This window comes from Chitinophaga sp. SVR4-12A (assembly GCF_056754765.1).
The window spans coordinates 1-14,950 of sequence record NZ_JBPGWP010000001.1 but is presented as its reverse complement, the minus strand read 5'-3'; the positions used below and the strand labels follow the sequence as shown (position 1 = coordinate 14,950).

12 protein-coding genes and 1 pseudogene are annotated in these 14,950 nt (G+C 40.9%); 5 read left to right on the top strand and 8 right to left on the bottom strand.

What is annotated here, in order from left to right:
• Positions 1–97: 97 nt before the first annotated feature.
• From ACR9Y8_RS00065 to ACR9Y8_RS00050, 4 genes are all read right to left on the bottom strand, one after another.
• Positions 98–1,021 (bottom strand): NAD(P)-binding protein, encoded by a 924-nt coding sequence (locus tag ACR9Y8_RS00065; RefSeq protein ID WP_481211174.1) that lies wholly within the window; start codon positions 1,019–1,021, stop codon positions 98–100.
• Between the two features lie 482 nt (positions 1,022–1,503).
• Positions 1,504–2,688, bottom strand: coding sequence for an alpha/beta hydrolase family protein (locus tag ACR9Y8_RS00060; protein WP_481211173.1), 1,185 nt, complete (start codon positions 2,686–2,688; stop codon positions 1,504–1,506).
• Positions 2,670–3,356, bottom strand: coding sequence for a hypothetical protein (locus ACR9Y8_RS00055; RefSeq protein ID WP_481211172.1), 687 nt, complete (start codon positions 3,354–3,356; stop codon positions 2,670–2,672). The genes ACR9Y8_RS00060 and ACR9Y8_RS00055 overlap by 19 nt, the downstream gene beginning before the upstream one ends.
• A gap of 126 nt (positions 3,357–3,482) precedes the next feature.
• Complete coding sequence (locus ACR9Y8_RS00050; RefSeq protein ID WP_481211171.1) at positions 3,483–4,451, bottom strand: hypothetical protein; 969 nt, start codon at positions 4,449–4,451, stop codon at positions 3,483–3,485.
• 2,327 nt (positions 4,452–6,778) lie between these two features.
• Between ACR9Y8_RS00050 and ACR9Y8_RS00045 the strand changes: the two genes are divergently transcribed.
• Positions 6,779–7,675 carry a hypothetical protein gene (locus ACR9Y8_RS00045; RefSeq protein ID WP_481211170.1) on the top strand — a complete coding sequence of 299 codons (897 nt, stop codon included), beginning with the start codon at positions 6,779–6,781 and terminating at the stop codon, positions 7,673–7,675.
• 249 nt (positions 7,676–7,924) lie between these two features.
• Positions 7,925–8,281, top strand: a complete 357-nt coding sequence (locus ACR9Y8_RS00040; protein ID WP_481211169.1) for a hypothetical protein — start codon at positions 7,925–7,927, stop codon at positions 8,279–8,281.
• A 69-nt stretch (positions 8,282–8,350) separates the two neighbouring features.
• Here the strand turns inward: ACR9Y8_RS00040 and ACR9Y8_RS00035 are convergent, their stop codons facing one another.
• Positions 8,351–9,025: a hypothetical protein gene (locus tag ACR9Y8_RS00035; RefSeq protein ID WP_481211168.1), complete on the bottom strand. Its 675-nt coding sequence runs from the start codon at positions 9,023–9,025 to the stop codon at positions 8,351–8,353.
• A gap of 270 nt (positions 9,026–9,295) precedes the next feature.
• On the opposite strand from ACR9Y8_RS00035, the gene ACR9Y8_RS00030 reads away from it, so the two are divergent.
• Together ACR9Y8_RS00030 and ACR9Y8_RS00025 are read left to right on the top strand one after the other, a co-directional pair.
• Complete coding sequence (locus tag ACR9Y8_RS00030) at positions 9,296–9,499, top strand: hypothetical protein (RefSeq protein WP_481211167.1); 204 nt, start codon at positions 9,296–9,298, stop codon at positions 9,497–9,499.
• Positions 9,500–9,559: 60 nt separating this feature from the next.
• Positions 9,560–10,090, top strand: coding sequence for a hypothetical protein (locus tag ACR9Y8_RS00025; RefSeq protein WP_481211166.1), 531 nt, complete (start codon positions 9,560–9,562; stop codon positions 10,088–10,090).
• Between the two features lie 150 nt (positions 10,091–10,240).
• Here ACR9Y8_RS00025 and ACR9Y8_RS00020 read toward each other — a convergent pair whose 3' ends face one another.
• The 3 genes and pseudogenes from ACR9Y8_RS00020 to ACR9Y8_RS00010 form a co-directional block, all read right to left on the bottom strand.
• The gene (locus ACR9Y8_RS00020) at positions 10,241–10,519 is read right to left on the bottom strand and encodes a hypothetical protein (RefSeq protein ID WP_481211165.1); all 279 of its coding nucleotides are present in this window, start codon (positions 10,517–10,519) and stop codon (positions 10,241–10,243) included.
• Between the two features lie 129 nt (positions 10,520–10,648).
• Entirely contained in the window at positions 10,649–11,035 is a 387-nt protein-coding gene (locus ACR9Y8_RS00015; RefSeq protein WP_481211164.1) for a hypothetical protein, read from the bottom strand.
• Between the two features lie 956 nt (positions 11,036–11,991).
• Positions 11,992–13,187, bottom strand: a pseudogene (locus ACR9Y8_RS00010) (IS256 family transposase).
• A gap of 495 nt (positions 13,188–13,682) precedes the next feature.
• Here ACR9Y8_RS00010 and ACR9Y8_RS00005 point away from each other — a divergent pair.
• Positions 13,683–14,498, top strand: a complete 816-nt coding sequence (locus ACR9Y8_RS00005; protein WP_481211163.1) for a hypothetical protein — start codon at positions 13,683–13,685, stop codon at positions 14,496–14,498.
• Positions 14,499–14,950: the final 452 nt, after the last annotated feature.

Sequence of the window (14,950 nt, the reverse complement as noted above, 5' to 3'; positions counted from 1 at the left end):
TCAACTCTTGTACAGGCATAGTAGAAAGAAAATAATCACCTTCTAGGTAGCAGGTTTCACCGGTTATACTGTGACTGCAGCAACAGCGGATACTCTGCTATTGCCATCTACTGGATAAATGCGCTTTACATCTTGGTGCATGAGTATTCTTTCCGCCCATTTCCGTCACCTGCCTCGCCACCTCTTCCCATAGTTGCCCAGGGCCATACTTCGGGTAAAGGAATTGCTCGATTAAACTAGTTTCGGTGTCCTTTTGAGTAATATCAACGTTCCTCTGTTTATGTCTCAGTGCAGTTCGCAGTGAATGTTGAATAGCTTTACTAATAGATACCCCTTTTATACGTTGAGCTCCCCATTCAGGAGAGATGGAATTACAAGGCCTACCCCACACTTTCTCCGTATAATCCTTGAAGAAAAGTTCATATAAAGCGCTCCCAAAACGATTGATTATAAAATCTTCCAAGTTCCGTTCTGGTTTGCGGCGGCATAATTGCGCTTTAAGGTAAGAACAAAGAATAGTGATAGTGGTCAACACGCCCAATTTACTAAGAGTATCAAAAGAGAGCTGGATTGGGTAAGTAAAAAATTTCCGAAGGAAATATATCCTTGACAAACGCTTCCTCACTAACATCACTTTATCAGGGTCTCCACCATTAGAATTTTCCGTACCAGCATTTGTAACATGGACCTGCCTGGATTTTTGTTGATAGTTGATATTAAAATTGTTCTGTCCTTTAGCTTCAACCGGCATGATATTAAACCACCAATTCATCACCCTGTCCGATTTAGAGAAAAAACGATGTCCGCCAATATCTATACGATTTCCTTTATATTTGACAGTTTTAGAGATACCACCTATATCCCCTGACTTTTCAAGAACAATAGGAATAATATCCGTACGCTTTAGTAGTTCATAAGCAGCCGTCAAGCCTGCAGGGCCTGCACCTATAATAATGGCTTTTCTTTTTCCCTCTGGCAATTTATCGTATATGTTTGTTGTTACAATATTAGTGATGCTCATAGATGTTGTATTTTTAACTGCAAAGATTTTCTTCCAACAGAACAGCAACCGCCTTGACAGGAAGAGAACACCGGAATATCGATAAACAAGAAGTAATATATTAGTCAGTGTGTAACACCCTAACTTGACATGCGCCGTACCAACAGCAAAGAAATGGTTACAATGAGCGTATTTCCTTCATATTTCTAGGGTTTACAACTTGGCAATTCAATTAAACATCGTCATCTCCGACAAAAATATCCATTCGATTTTCGATTACCTAACTTCACTTCTTTGCCATCAAATTCTTTGTAAAGATGCGCTCATTCCCTCAATCTAACGATAGACTATCGGGTCAATTTGATGGAAAATCGGGTCAAACTGCATCAAGACAGCAAGCAATATAAATATTAATAAAGCCGCTTCTTGGGGTGAAGCGGCTTTTCTAAATTTAAGGAGCATTTAGAATGGATCATAGTTCGATAGTAGCGCCTATGGCAAGATTAATCAAGATGCCATTCACTGATTGGCTTACTAAACATTGTAGGCTGTTTTCTATACTGCTCGTTCCATCTTTGACATATCTTACATTTCTTACCGCAATTACCCTTGGGATCCAAATCATAACCAGTTTCGAACCCTTTGGATTTGGCCGGGATACCTTGAGTCATCCAAAGAGGGGCCGGCGCATCCTTAAGATAATGATCAAAAAACTGCATATACCGAATCGTAAAATCCTTCTGTTCGTCTAAATTCGATAGGGTATGCTCCCCCTTATCATACTTAAGCCACCAAACCTCCTTTCCCAATCTTCTTGCGGCAATAAATAATTGTAGTGTTTGGTTTTGGTATTCCTGTGAACTTTTCTTATTACATAATAATAATAATGGGCTATATGCGTTATTAACATTTAAAATTGCTGTTTGATCCAACCAACAATCTTTATTCTCCCATAGATTCCCGAATTGAAACCGTTGTTCAACATCCTCCAATTTGCTTACTCCGTCCTCCTGGGTAGAAAACGCGACATTGATCATATTTGCAAATAAAAAACCCTCAGTAATAGCCATAGCATCAAAAGTTCTGGAATGGGTATATAAATAGGAGCCCAATTTAGCAGACCAACTATGGGAGCAACAGCCTAGCCTATTGCCATCTACGTAGGGCAATTGTTTCAAGTACCTAGCTGCTCCTTCAATTACATTAAATGCCTCGGGGCCATATTTTAGAGGAGTGACATAAATATCCGGAGTAAATATCAAATAACCGTTAGTTAAAAACCAAATTGGCGACTTACCTGGCGTAATAGCCTGGACATTATAAGCTGGTATAGGAAACTGATAAAGATTATTAGAATATCCTCCGTAAAACACTATTAGTACAGGGTACTTTTTGGTAGAATCAAAATTCTCAGGTTTATATAAAATTCCTTGTCCTTTTGTGCCATTAAGATGATTAAAGGAATGTAGTTCTTCGGAAAGCCAGTTATATCCTTTCTGAGGTTGAAAATTGGTCAATCTTTTAAAAAGTTTAAAGTCTGTTGTCTTATAGTCGTTAGGCGCGTCACAATCCGACTGACGCTGTACCACCCAAAAATCAACGTCTCTTGCTTTAATAGGTGGCATTCCATTATTTGACAAATTTGGATCTTGACACCACGGAATCATATTCATAAAATATTTCCCCATATATAATAATTTTCGATACCACCTATACCCATACGTTTACTGTAAAAACCACTAAATTTATTTTCTGTATTAAATGCCCTTAGTAACAAAGGTTCTCTTTCATTTAAGATTGGAATGAAAAGGTCGAAACGTTTACTATCATATAAACTAAAAATAACATTATGCGATCGTCCAAAACCATTTGTTACGTTAATTGCTCGTTTCCTACCTTGCAAATCGAATTTCCATATATCATTATTATCATATACTAATACTCCCGCATCACCTTCCAACCAACCAGCAATCCCAGGTGATTGCTGACTCATTTTATCCGTTCGCAGATATGGGATAATATAATCTAATTGTACACTATCTTCGGTAGCGGAGATTTCGCTTAATGTTCCTGCTCGTAAATCATGACTAAAATAACGACAGCCCCTGCTGAAATCAAAGTATACTAAATAATTACCACTTGGAGAAAACCAAAATGGCCCAATCTCAGTTGCATTCCCACCTTCATTACCTAACAGATGCCGGCTGCCATCATTAAGGGAAACGAGCCAATTACTATCTCTTTCATAACCATAACCTTTTTCCCAAAAACGATCTCCGTAAGTATCTTTGCTAAGTTTTTTTACAATAGCAAAATCACCTTGTAATAAGTGTAAAGTCCGACCTTCACTTTCCAATTGTATTACTTGTCCATTTTTCAGTTTATAATAGAATTATAAACCTTAGGATACTTTAGTTGATCAATTTGTGCTGATTGCAAGATCAAATCTTTATGATTCCACACGTCCAACTGTACAGCATCTTTATCTTGCTTCTTTAAGGGAGGGTATAGGTTGCAAGGAGAATTTAACATAGCGGCCGTTGTCCGTGAAGGATACTGAACCTTCTATCTCCAATTCCTTGTCAATCCCAGCTGTAGTATCGGTTATCTTCTGAATTGCTTTTTCCATGCCTTTTCTATAAAACCAGATGCTGTTAATAGGACCCTTTCGTAGAGCGGTTCCAGAACTATCACGAATGCTAAAGGCAACCTGTTCACCGATTTTATCGATGCTGTAATTGCTTACATTTATATTATAATCGTTTGTTGACCAAATTATTTTCTCTTTTCCATCTGACAGGTTCACATACTCTAAACTTCCTACAACTACGCCATTACCATATTTTCTAGCCGTTTTCAATAAAATTGATTCTCCATTCTCAGAAAACAACCAATCAACTACAGATGAAAACCGCATTTCCTTACCTGTTATCAATTGATGCAACAGCAGCTCTTTTGATTCGCTTTCAATGTTATTAGAATTATTACGACAGACAAGCCATTGATTGTTCCCATCAAACTTATAATTCGATACTCCATGGAAAACTTTCTTCCCTCCAGCAACCAAATCTTGAAGTATAACATCGGAGTCCCCACTTTTTAACTGATAAGCCAACCAAAGGCCATTCTTTTCATCTGGCACTTTATAAGAGAAGATGTCCTTTATGTATTTGGTTGGGCTTCCATCAAGTTGCAAAAAGGCTAATGCCGTTCCTTTCTTAAATAAATACTGCTTGCTATCAGCTGTAAAACAACCTGGGGTTGATCCAACAAATGCCAAACGCCACGAATTGTCCACTGACTGCACAATTAGACTATCTAACCGTTGATTTGGATGGTAAGGGCGACCACTTCCTCGCTCAATGGTATAGGCAAAGCATTTTCCGTTATGGCTAATAGATAAATAATCCCCTATCCTCTGCCAATTATCAATGGCATCAAAGTCAATCATAGGCTTATGTCCTCCGCTTTTACACTTAGCAGTGCTCCACACATAACTGCTTAAATTCCATCGGGGCCGTTTTTAATCGATCATGAATACTATCATTTGACACATTAGTACTCTGAAAAAAAGCTGGGGGTATAATTAAAGCAAAAGAAAAAAACGAACGAAAACGAAAAAACAGCTTCATAGTTAATTGGTTTTTAGATCATTTAGAATAAATTTTCATAATCAGAAGCAGATTTTCACTTAATTATAAAACTCACTAAACCGATCAAACAAGCCTAAAAAAAAAGGAAACATCCATCTAAATATTAAATAGCCTCATTCTATTTATCTGCAGCTATACCTCATCCGCTGAATCGAGATGGCAGCAAATAGTTTAAACTCTCATTTTTGATCAACGTTATGCCGGAATTATCAATAACATCAATAAGCGTTAGAATATAGGCCAAGGATTATTATACAAATACCTCTACGGTTAATAAGCCCTTTCAAAAAATTCTGAATTTGAGGTTAGTGTTAATCAAATTTACAGGTATAAGTTGAAAAAATGAAAATTATATACCAACTTCATATTTATTTAGAAATAACTCTCAGCAGCCGACAGGCACTTTTCTATCTCGATGACGGGCTGTTAAAATTTGATTAACCTTCTAATATCGGAACATCGTAGTTAGTATATCAAAGAATCCATAAAATTTACACCCGATTAACAAAAAGCTCACTTACAAGCACCGGAAATATAGGATGATTAACAAACTTATAATGTATTCTCACGTGGCAGCATCAAGTAGGCCGAAAGAACTCATATTACCATGCCTCTTTGCAATTCAGCGATTGTTCAATACTGAAAACTATCGTCTTTTACATATGGGGATCGGGCCGAAGGGCCGAATATAGAAGAAGATACCTACTTATATTACCATAAGACAATAAGAATCAATTTCAACAGGCTTTTAGGCCAATTCTAATCTACAGCAACCTATTGATTGCCCTTTGGTTACGGTGCAGTATCATTCTGCATAATTATGCCTGTCCCTTATACTCGTCCTCAAACCCTCTTGATTATATCACCTTTGCAAATAGCCTGAAATTTTACGCGGTGGTATGCACGACTATATAACACTTTGAAACAGCATTGAGCACTGACTTCATGGTTGTACAAGTTTCGCGCTTTAAAGTAGTTGCGCAAGACCCACTCACAGTAGCAACTTTACAGAACCTGCCTATTCTTACCGATTTAAAGACCAAGATACCACCTACTGTACTCAAAACGACCATTACGGTCATCATCAATTAATTCTGATCATAACAAAAGAGCTTTTGGCGTAAAGTACCTTGCAGAAATAAAGATGGCGAGGGAGTGAAAGGCAGCAAAAAAACTTACGGACTGGCGATGCCAGACCAGCCTTCCGTTTTTAAGGAAGGCCGTCCCAGCATCTTTAAATAAAAAAAGCAATATGTAAATCGATGCACGTACGCGCTACACAGAAACATGCCATCCCAGCATATGAGTAGGTTATATTTAGTATACATTTTCAGTCTAAGGGCTACCACAGCACTACACTCGATTCCACTGTAAAACTACATCTATTCCTTCTGCTCCTCGGTAGACAATCAGACCAATTCCAATAGACTTTCAGGTCAATTTCCAAATTTACCATCATTAATGCCGGCTTATGAGCTCAAAAAACTTTCCAAATCTTCAATTTGATGATCTAGATCAACTTTTTTCTGAAAACTGCTCTTTAAATTTGCTAGATCAAATCGAAAGCGGCTTTTAAAATGAAATAATTAAAAATGTAACATGTTACCCTAAGGATCTTTTTACCAAAATCACTAATCCCATTATTTAAGTCAAACCAACCATATCATATGAAAGAAACATATTACACAGCAGAGCTATAAGAATTTGCAGCAACAGAACTATATTGAATAAAACATTCACCTCGCATGTGATTAGGACCATATTGATCATATTAAAATCTCAGCAGGTTGCCATTCTCAGGTACTTGAAAAACCACATTTTTAATACCCATTGTTTTAACTTAAGCGTATAGCGTATTATGAAAAACTTTACTACTTCGCAAACAGCCATCAAAATGGCTATTCAACGTGATGTCCACGAATCACTGTTACAACAGAGCAAGCTAATAACCCTCCTGCTTTCCAACCGGCAGATCGATAAAATCCTCCGCATCCCCTGGCGAGACCGATGCGCCCTGCAAGAACATCGTATTATCCCTGTCACTTACGGAAGAAGTGTCTTCTATTTCAGTCCCGTTGATACCCCCGATCTCTTCACCTTAAACAATGATCAGTACTAAACAAACATGAACTACATACATCACCTCAACACGTTCTTTTGGCTGCTCCAAAGGGAAAGCCGCCTCACGTCCAGTCACATCAGTCTTTACCTGGCCCTCTTCCATCACTGGAACTGCAACAGGTTCCAGCATCCATTTCCACTTTACCGGGAGAGGCTGATGCAGATCAGCGGTATCGGCTCCAAGAACACGTACCTGAAATGCCTAAAACAGCTGCACGAGTTCGGCTACATTCGCTACGATCCTTCTCTGCATAAGCATCACCGTCCCAAGGTCAGTCTTTTACGCTGGAAGCCAACGGCGGAGCTCAGGCAACAGCTGTCTACATCTCACGCCATCCTTACCGAAAATAAACCGCTGACTGTAACAGATATGGGACAGCTCATCGCCATGATTGGTACACTTACCGACCCAGATCCGGTAAAGTCGGGTGTCAAACCTGAGCCGGAAAGCGGCCCAGATTTGGGCCCTAATAATAAAGAGGGTGTAAACGGAAACGGTATAGAGAGTGAGACGCGCCCCCCAGGCGTTTCTGTTAAGGACAGCTCAGGGAATAATATAAACCGGGGTACATCCCGCGCCGCCGACTCGCCCACCGCCGGCCCTCCTGCGCTATCGGTGCCTCCACCTAAGGATGAAGTGATCCAATACTTTGCCACAGTAAAGCATTCCGAGAAAGAAGCTTTGAAGTTCTTTGCGCACTACCAGGCTAACGGTTGGCTGCAGGGCGGCAAAGTACCTATCAAAAACTGGCAGGCCGCCGCTGATAAATGGACCAGTAATTCCTTCGAAAACAAGCAATTTAATGATCATAAAATCAACGAAAATGGAAGAACAAAATCCGACCAGCTACTCGGGCAGCACAAGGTCAATCAAAACAAAAGCTACAACAAGTCGCTTTGACTATGATGAAGCGCTGCAGACAGTGACCGCCTGTGGTAAGCAGTTGATTGGTCCTAAATTCAGGATCTTTAAAGAAGACCGTGCCACTATCCTGAAACTCTGCTGTTGGTTCCTTCGCGATGAAGCCATAGCAACAGAAGAAGGTCTATCGCTCGATAAAGGCATTCTGCTAACGGGGCCTATCGGCTGCGGTAAAAGTGCTATCATGAAGATTCTCTGCTCCTGCAGTGTCCCCCAACGTGGAAGTTTGTGCTCAAGTCTTCATTGCGGGTTGCATTACAATTTGGCCAGGAAGGTTACACCGTGATCGACCGCTACACTGTCAGGTCTTACGACCTCCAAGGGAAGCCGCGTACGGTCTGTTTCGATGACCTGGGAAGCGAAAGTAACATCCCTAACTATGGTATTCCGTTCAACACGCTGGCGGAGATCCTGCCCATCCGCTATGAACTGTTCCTGGAAGATAAAATGTTCACGCATATCACCACCAACCTGAACGCCGACGAGCTGGAAGAACGTTACGGCCCCCGCCTGCGCAGCCGTATGAGCGAGATGTTCAATCTGGTGGCCTTTCCAGGAACAAGCCAGGATAAGAGGAGATTATAACAGCCCCTCCAAGAATAGAGGGGCCGCTCTTAATTACTAAAACATATCAAAATGAAACAAACTGCGTTTTTACGGATTAGGAGCATCCACCTGTATGATCGCCACAGCGTTGTACGCTCCGTTATTCAATGGATAATACTTGCCGTTTACAGACTGGTAGAACGTTACGCCCAGTACCAGGAACAGTGGTTCCGTACTGTTGGGAGTAAGCACATTACTCAGGCTAATGGCTTCCGTCAACTCCTTACCGTATGCCAGTTCGGGGGTGGCGCTATTGGCCCCTTTCTGCGTGGCCGTATCAAAATTCAGCTCCGCCGCGCCGCAGACGACCGAGAAGTGACTAGTGTTAGGCGGCGCTTTCAGCATCTTTTTGGAAATAAATGCCGGGATGTCCACTTTAAGTGTACCCGCAGCACGGTCAATCGTTGCCGTATAAGGGGCAAAGAAAACCGTGGTCAGCTTCGCATCCACGTTAAAGTCGAAACCTCGCAGCAGCTGCAAATTGCCGTCACTGACTTTCCGCTGCCCTCGCTCGTTCAACTTGTCGGACTTGATCACCTTGGACATGGCCCTTGACATCCGCGCCGTCTGACGCGCATCACTGGCGCTGTCAACAATCGCCCGGAATGCATCGGTGAGCAGTTTACCGGATTTGGCGGCTCTTTCAAATTCCGCCATGTTTTCACGGGTACGTTCGAAGCCTGCCTCGGTAGCTACCCGCTTACTGTAATTTTTAGTTGCCATAATTAAATGGTTTAAATAATTGGAAAAATTGCAGCATGTTATATGGCACATGCTGTTTAAGCCGTCATCTAGATGAAATCCTTTACCGGACTGCACTCCGGCGCTGTTATATGGTAGCATATTTTTAATCTTTAATTGATAGTGCAATCGTAAAACAGACGGGCAAACGAAAAAAAGCAGATGGCCGCTTTTCGGCAATCTTGACCAAAATGATAGTAAATGGATGATGTTGTACTTTATTGTTTCATCGAATAAATGCACAAAAACAATATGAAAAATCAAGTTCCTAAAAGGATCGCTATTTACCCGGAGGACATTGAGCGTCTTACGGGCTGGAGCCCGCGCTCCGTCAGGCGATTCTTACGGAAGATCAGGGATTATGCAGGTAAAGAGAGAGATGATATTTTGACTATCACAGACTTTTGTAATCATACCGGGTTAACGGAAGAACAGGATCAGGCCTTTTATGAGTGACTAAGACGGAATATAATAAGTCCTTATAAGAATTACATTTTCTATCAAAAAAAAGAGAATATGATTAATGTTCAACTGTTTCATACCCTGAAGAAGCTCCGGCATGTAGCGGGACAAATAGAGCAAATGCCACCAGCAACAGCGCCCCTCTACGGTTTCCTGTCGGAGGGTTTTGCATATGAATTTTACCGGACAAATAAAAACAAACAGCTTGTATCTTGGTTTTGGACGGAAAGAGAACTTGTGATCCCAACTTCTCCTTATAGTAACATAGTGCTTTCGACGGATGCTGATTTCTTAGGTTTCGACGACTATAGCGTCATGCTGCAACACCTGAGGGAATCAGAAGAAGGCCGTGAGGAATACGCTTTCACCAGAGGCTGCCATAACTTGCTAATAGCAGAAAGAATTAGTGACATTAAATATCTAAGCCCTTTTCAACAATATATGAAGCTGCAACAACAAAAACCTAAGGTATTCGACTATGCAAGTAGTCAGCAGATTTCTTCTTTTCTCAATATAGATGTAATGGAACTAAGAAGGTTTATGCTTAAACGTCCGGTTCCACTGCCTGGTGGGGTAAAACGATAAGCAAGTATGGCCAATACGGTCAAATTGCAAGACTGCAGCATATCTGCAATCAAAGCAACTATTTAATAGAGGAAAAGGCGGTGTCCCTGGGACCCGTTCCGAGAGGTTGTACCGGCACTTCACACAGGTGCAGCCTCTCCTTTTCTACATTTACCCTACAGCCAGGATACAGGCCGATCCGGCGTATTTTACTTCTTCTATCTGTCCCGAGAGCCCTGGCGCTCCCATTTCTACACCAATGGCAAATACCAGCGTCTGGGAGTCTTTGATGGCACCTGGTACTTCCAATTTGAGCTCCAGGGTTTGTGCGGGTAAGGGATCCGTTACCACCTGCCAGGCGGTATCCAGTTTGGTACTGGCCCATTCTGCAGCATGGTCATTATAACCATTACCATCATACATTACATCGGGCACTACCCCCAAGGACATACAAAAACGGTAGAGCGGCTGCTTCCAGGGAAGATTCGAGATTGACACCCTGTACAAGTTGCGGCAGCTGTATAAGTGCACTTTGAGTTTCCCGGTTAAGCGTGCACTTTATGGGGCCTGTTACAATACTTACAAAGGGCTGTGCTCTATGCAGCCTGAAGCCCGCTCAGCATGTAACGGTGCCGCGAAAGATAAATACCACGCCGGCCTTTTTCGCCAGTTCGGGTCCTGCACCTGGATCTTCTTAAAAATGGTGGTCAGCGTAGAAGTAAAATTATACCCAGCAAGCCGCTTCACATGCGTCAGCGGGGACCTAATGGCGCGAACGGCCTTCCCTACCCCGATAAATTCCGCCATATTCTCCCTGGTACGTTCGAATTTTTTGGAATGTAACATTTGCTTCTTTGTAGGTCCTGCCTTTTTACGGACGATGATCTTATCGGAACCTCGCATTTTGTAGGCGGATAGCTGTCCTAGTCCGCCAGTAATTTCAATACCTTCTTCAAGAGTTGCCATAATGTAAAATTTTAGTGAGTTAAACAAGCAAAGTGGGTGATAGGTTTAGTAAAAAGGTATTTTTTTTGTATGATTTAGGTATATGAGCAGTAGATGATGGGTATCTATTAAGGGACAGGACATATACCGGTGAACTACGGGACATATACGGGACATCTACCGAACATCCTCGGATTATGATCGAATTGTCTAGTCCTAAAATAGCTAGGAAGTAGAGTTGTAGCGTTACAGCTTAGTAATGGAATGATATATAAGTGCAATAAGTGGAATAATTTTACAATAATTTATTGTACCAAGCCACTATACGTAATTTCATAGAGAAAGTTAAAGCGTTTACTAAAGATTTTCGGTTATTCACGAAATCGCCCATTCATTAAATGACTGTCCGTATACCTTTGTACATGCTTTTTAACCTTTTGCAAATTTTGTTAGACGTCGGTTTTGAAAATTCAACAGCATGAGCTGAGTAGATCATGAAAAAATTGGGCTAGATGAACGCGGATTAAGAAACCCTCAAAGAGACCTTTTATGCCCTGATCATATTGACGATTATGCCATAAGAAGGTTTATCCGGAGAACTTCAGAACCTGGTAAATGTACATACTGCAACGGAACTAAAAAGGTCATTTCACTGGAGAAGTTGATGTATTCATGATGAAGGGCATCTTAAATTTTTATACAGATGCTGCTAACTTCATGAGCTTTGATTCAAGCCAGGGCGCTACCAGGGATATGTTTATACCCTATGGGAGATAATAAATGACCTAGTTGGTTTGGAGGTGAACAGCCATCGACTGACTTAAGAAATCATAGATTCAATAGCCGACTGGGCATGGAGCAAACCTAATTATTACTACGATAGTGATGAGGATATCCTGCATTATCATTGGGCTTTCTTCAAAGGGACTATTCCAAGAACTGTGTAAGTTTAAGAAAATCGGAGTTCGTAGCAGGAACTATATTCTGATCCTGTTTTCAAAAATAGTTAAAACTGGTCCAGGACAATGCCCCAGTTTCTTATTGGCATTGTCCATCTTTTTGTAGCCTCTCTCAAGGCCAGGTAGACAGATTTGAGCACTGCATCGTCATTAGGGAATGAAAGTTAGTTTTTTGGTGTACTTCCTGATCTTACCATTAAGATTTTCAATCACGTTAGTGGTATAGATGATCTGACTGATCTCCAAGGGAAAGTGGAAGAAGACAGTCAGCTCTTCCCAGTTGTCCTTCCAGCTTTTGATAGCATACCCATATTTGCTGCCCCACTTGGTTTCCATGGCCTGCAGGGCGGCCTGCGCAGCCTGGCGTGTGGGTGCCCCATAGATATCCTTCATATCGTGGCTGAACTCACGTTTGTCTTTCCAGACTACATAGCGGCAGCTGTTACGGATCTGGTGGACAACACAGACCTGGGTTGCTGACTGAGGGAATACGGTCCGATGGTTTGGGTGAAGCCACCCAGGTTATCAGTAGCAGTGATCAGGATGTCTTCCATGCCCCGGGCCTTCATATCGGTCAGTACAGTCATCCAGTAAGCTGCAGATTCATTTTTGCCCAGCCACATGCCCAACACCTCTTTAAACCCGTCCTGGCGCAGGCCTACTGCGATATAAACCGTTTTGTTGACCACTTTGCTGTTCTCCCGGACCTTGAACACAATGCCATCCATCCACACGATTAGATAAACTCGTTCCAGAGGCCGGTTCTACCATGCTACAATATCTTCGGCTATCCGAGAGGTGATCCGGCTGATTGTTGCCGCAGATACTTCAAATTTGTAAACATCCTTGATCTGTTCCTCGATATCACTTACGCTCATGCCTTTGGCATATAGTGACACAATTACTTCTTCAATACCTTCTACCATGCTTTCCCGCTTGGGAACGATCATGGGGTTAAAACTGGCATCCCGGTCACGTGGGACTTTAATCTCTGATTCCCCATACTGGGTCCTGATCTTCTTTTTTCCGTAGCCATTACGCGCATTTTTACTGTCGTTCTGTTCATTCTTCTCATATCCTAAATGCCCATCCAGCTCGCCTTCCAGCATCTTCTCAATGGCTCGTATCTGGATCTGGCCCAGAAAATCATTGAGTTGCTCGCCAGTCTTAAACTGCTTCAAAAAGTCGTCTGATAAAAAATCCTCGGTTTTCATAGCCTGTGTAAAAGTTTAAAGTAAAAAAATCGGAGCTCTTACGAACCCCGATTTTCTATGTTTACACAGTTTTTGTTATAGTGTCTTAAACATAAATCAAGAAATCTTTTCTCCCAAACAAAAGCTTTTACAACGTACTCTTATAATCAAAACGCCCATGATATACTACAGGAAATCGCAAGAAATGTCAGAAAGTTTAAGTTATTCATCTCCATCAACCACTGACAGGAATGGAAATCTTCATCCGATCTAATTGATGCAGTTCTCTTAGCAGTCGTTTAAATATAGTAATTAGATACCCATTCCATTCATATATACTCAAATTACCAAATATGATAGCGTTTACCGTTAGTCCTTTTCTTTCTTTGTTACGCCATTTAATCCCAAACAAGTAACTATTCGTATATATAAGAAGTACACAGGGTAACGGCAGCTCGTTGGTACGTTATAGAAAAAGGCGACGCCTAAAAATTAAAATTTATATATTATCAATAAATGAAAAAACATATGTTTCCAATATTTTTAGCGTTATTAGCGGGATTTGCCACAGTTGGCGGTGCAATATGGCAAGCATGGGAAAAGAAAAAAGCGAGCGAGAAAGCAGAGGAGAATCGAAAAAAAGCAGAAGAAAATCAAAGAAAAGCAGAGGAGAATCAAAGGAAGGCAGATTCATACTTTGAAAAACTATTAGCAGCTAATGAAGAAATAAAAAAATTAAATTTAGAAGTAAACTCTAAAGCATCTAGCATAATTGAATCAAACTCCAAACTGATTGAGGCTCAAGGAGAAACCATTAAAAAAGTAATGGGTTTCGGCCATGCACGGATCAAGATTGGAGGTGCTAATGAAACCGAATTAAAATGCTATGTCGAAAATACTTCGTATTATCCTATGTATGAGGTAGAAATAACGATTTGCAATTACAATGAAATAATAAAATGCCAAACTAGCATATGGCATGGGAAGGTTATGATTGGAAATAAATGCTATTTAGAAAATTCTATGATTTTTGCACCTCCATTTACTTTAAACGCCGATAAAACGCGCCCGCTGGGGTATACACTAAATAAAGATGAGACACACTATTTGTTTATCAAAATTGTTTCCAAGCATAATACCACCTTTCAATATTCAATTATCAAAGGCAACAAGACATCAAGAACACTTTTACATGCATATAGAATATTTGAATATCAAAATGATGGATCATTGACGTTAATTGAAGATAGCTCTCAAAATATCTCAGAAGATGTATGGGTCAAGAATTTCCATTACATGAAAGATATTTACGTTAATAGCTATGATTATTGAATAAAGCGAAGCGAGCTTATTTTGATCGGCAGTAAATAAAGAGATATGGCGTTAAGATAATAAGATCTTGAATTATTGGAACCAGTTATGACAAGTAGAGACTATTTAACACATCGGAGCTACCGATTTTGGCTGTTGTCTTCTAAACATTCTAGGGGCAGGAAGGGGATATAGTTGCTGCTATCGACAGCATAAATGCTTTACCTGGACACTATAACAAAAACTGTGTAAACATAGAAAATCGGGGTTCGTAAGAGCTGCGATTTATATAGTTCCTGCTACGAACTCCGATTTTCTTAAACTTACACAGCTCTTGAACAGTCCCTTTACCTGCCTCCCCGCCGTCAGATCCTCGTAAACATTTCTGGCTACTGCTGCCTCAACTCGTCGTATTTGGCATAGAGTTTATCTAAAAATGCATCCACTTCTTCCTTTCCCTCCAAATCTTCTGG

Coding starts and splice junctions, on each gene's coding strand:
- ACR9Y8_RS00035 (WP_481211168.1), bottom strand. CDS start 9,025: ATGGCAACTAAAAATTACAGTAAGCGGGTAGCTACCGAGGCAGGCTTC.
- ACR9Y8_RS00025 (WP_481211166.1), top strand. CDS start 9,560: ATGATTAATGTTCAACTGTTTCATACCCTGAAGAAGCTCCGGCATGTA.
- ACR9Y8_RS00005 (WP_481211163.1), top strand. CDS start 13,683: ATGAAAAAACATATGTTTCCAATATTTTTAGCGTTATTAGCGGGATTT.
- ACR9Y8_RS00050 (WP_481211171.1), bottom strand. CDS start 4,451: ATGATTGACTTTGATGCCATTGATAATTGGCAGAGGATAGGGGATTAT.
- ACR9Y8_RS00045 (WP_481211170.1), top strand. CDS start 6,779: ATGAACTACATACATCACCTCAACACGTTCTTTTGGCTGCTCCAAAGG.
- ACR9Y8_RS00020 (WP_481211165.1), bottom strand. CDS start 10,519: ATGTCCTTGGGGGTAGTGCCCGATGTAATGTATGATGGTAATGGTTAT.
- ACR9Y8_RS00015 (WP_481211164.1), bottom strand. CDS start 11,035: ATGGCAACTCTTGAAGAAGGTATTGAAATTACTGGCGGACTAGGACAG.
- ACR9Y8_RS00065 (WP_481211174.1), bottom strand. CDS start 1,021: ATGAGCATCACTAATATTGTAACAACAAACATATACGATAAATTGCCA.
- ACR9Y8_RS00030 (WP_481211167.1), top strand. CDS start 9,296: ATGAAAAATCAAGTTCCTAAAAGGATCGCTATTTACCCGGAGGACATT.
- ACR9Y8_RS00060 (WP_481211173.1), bottom strand. CDS start 2,688: ATGGGGAAATATTTTATGAATATGATTCCGTGGTGTCAAGATCCAAAT.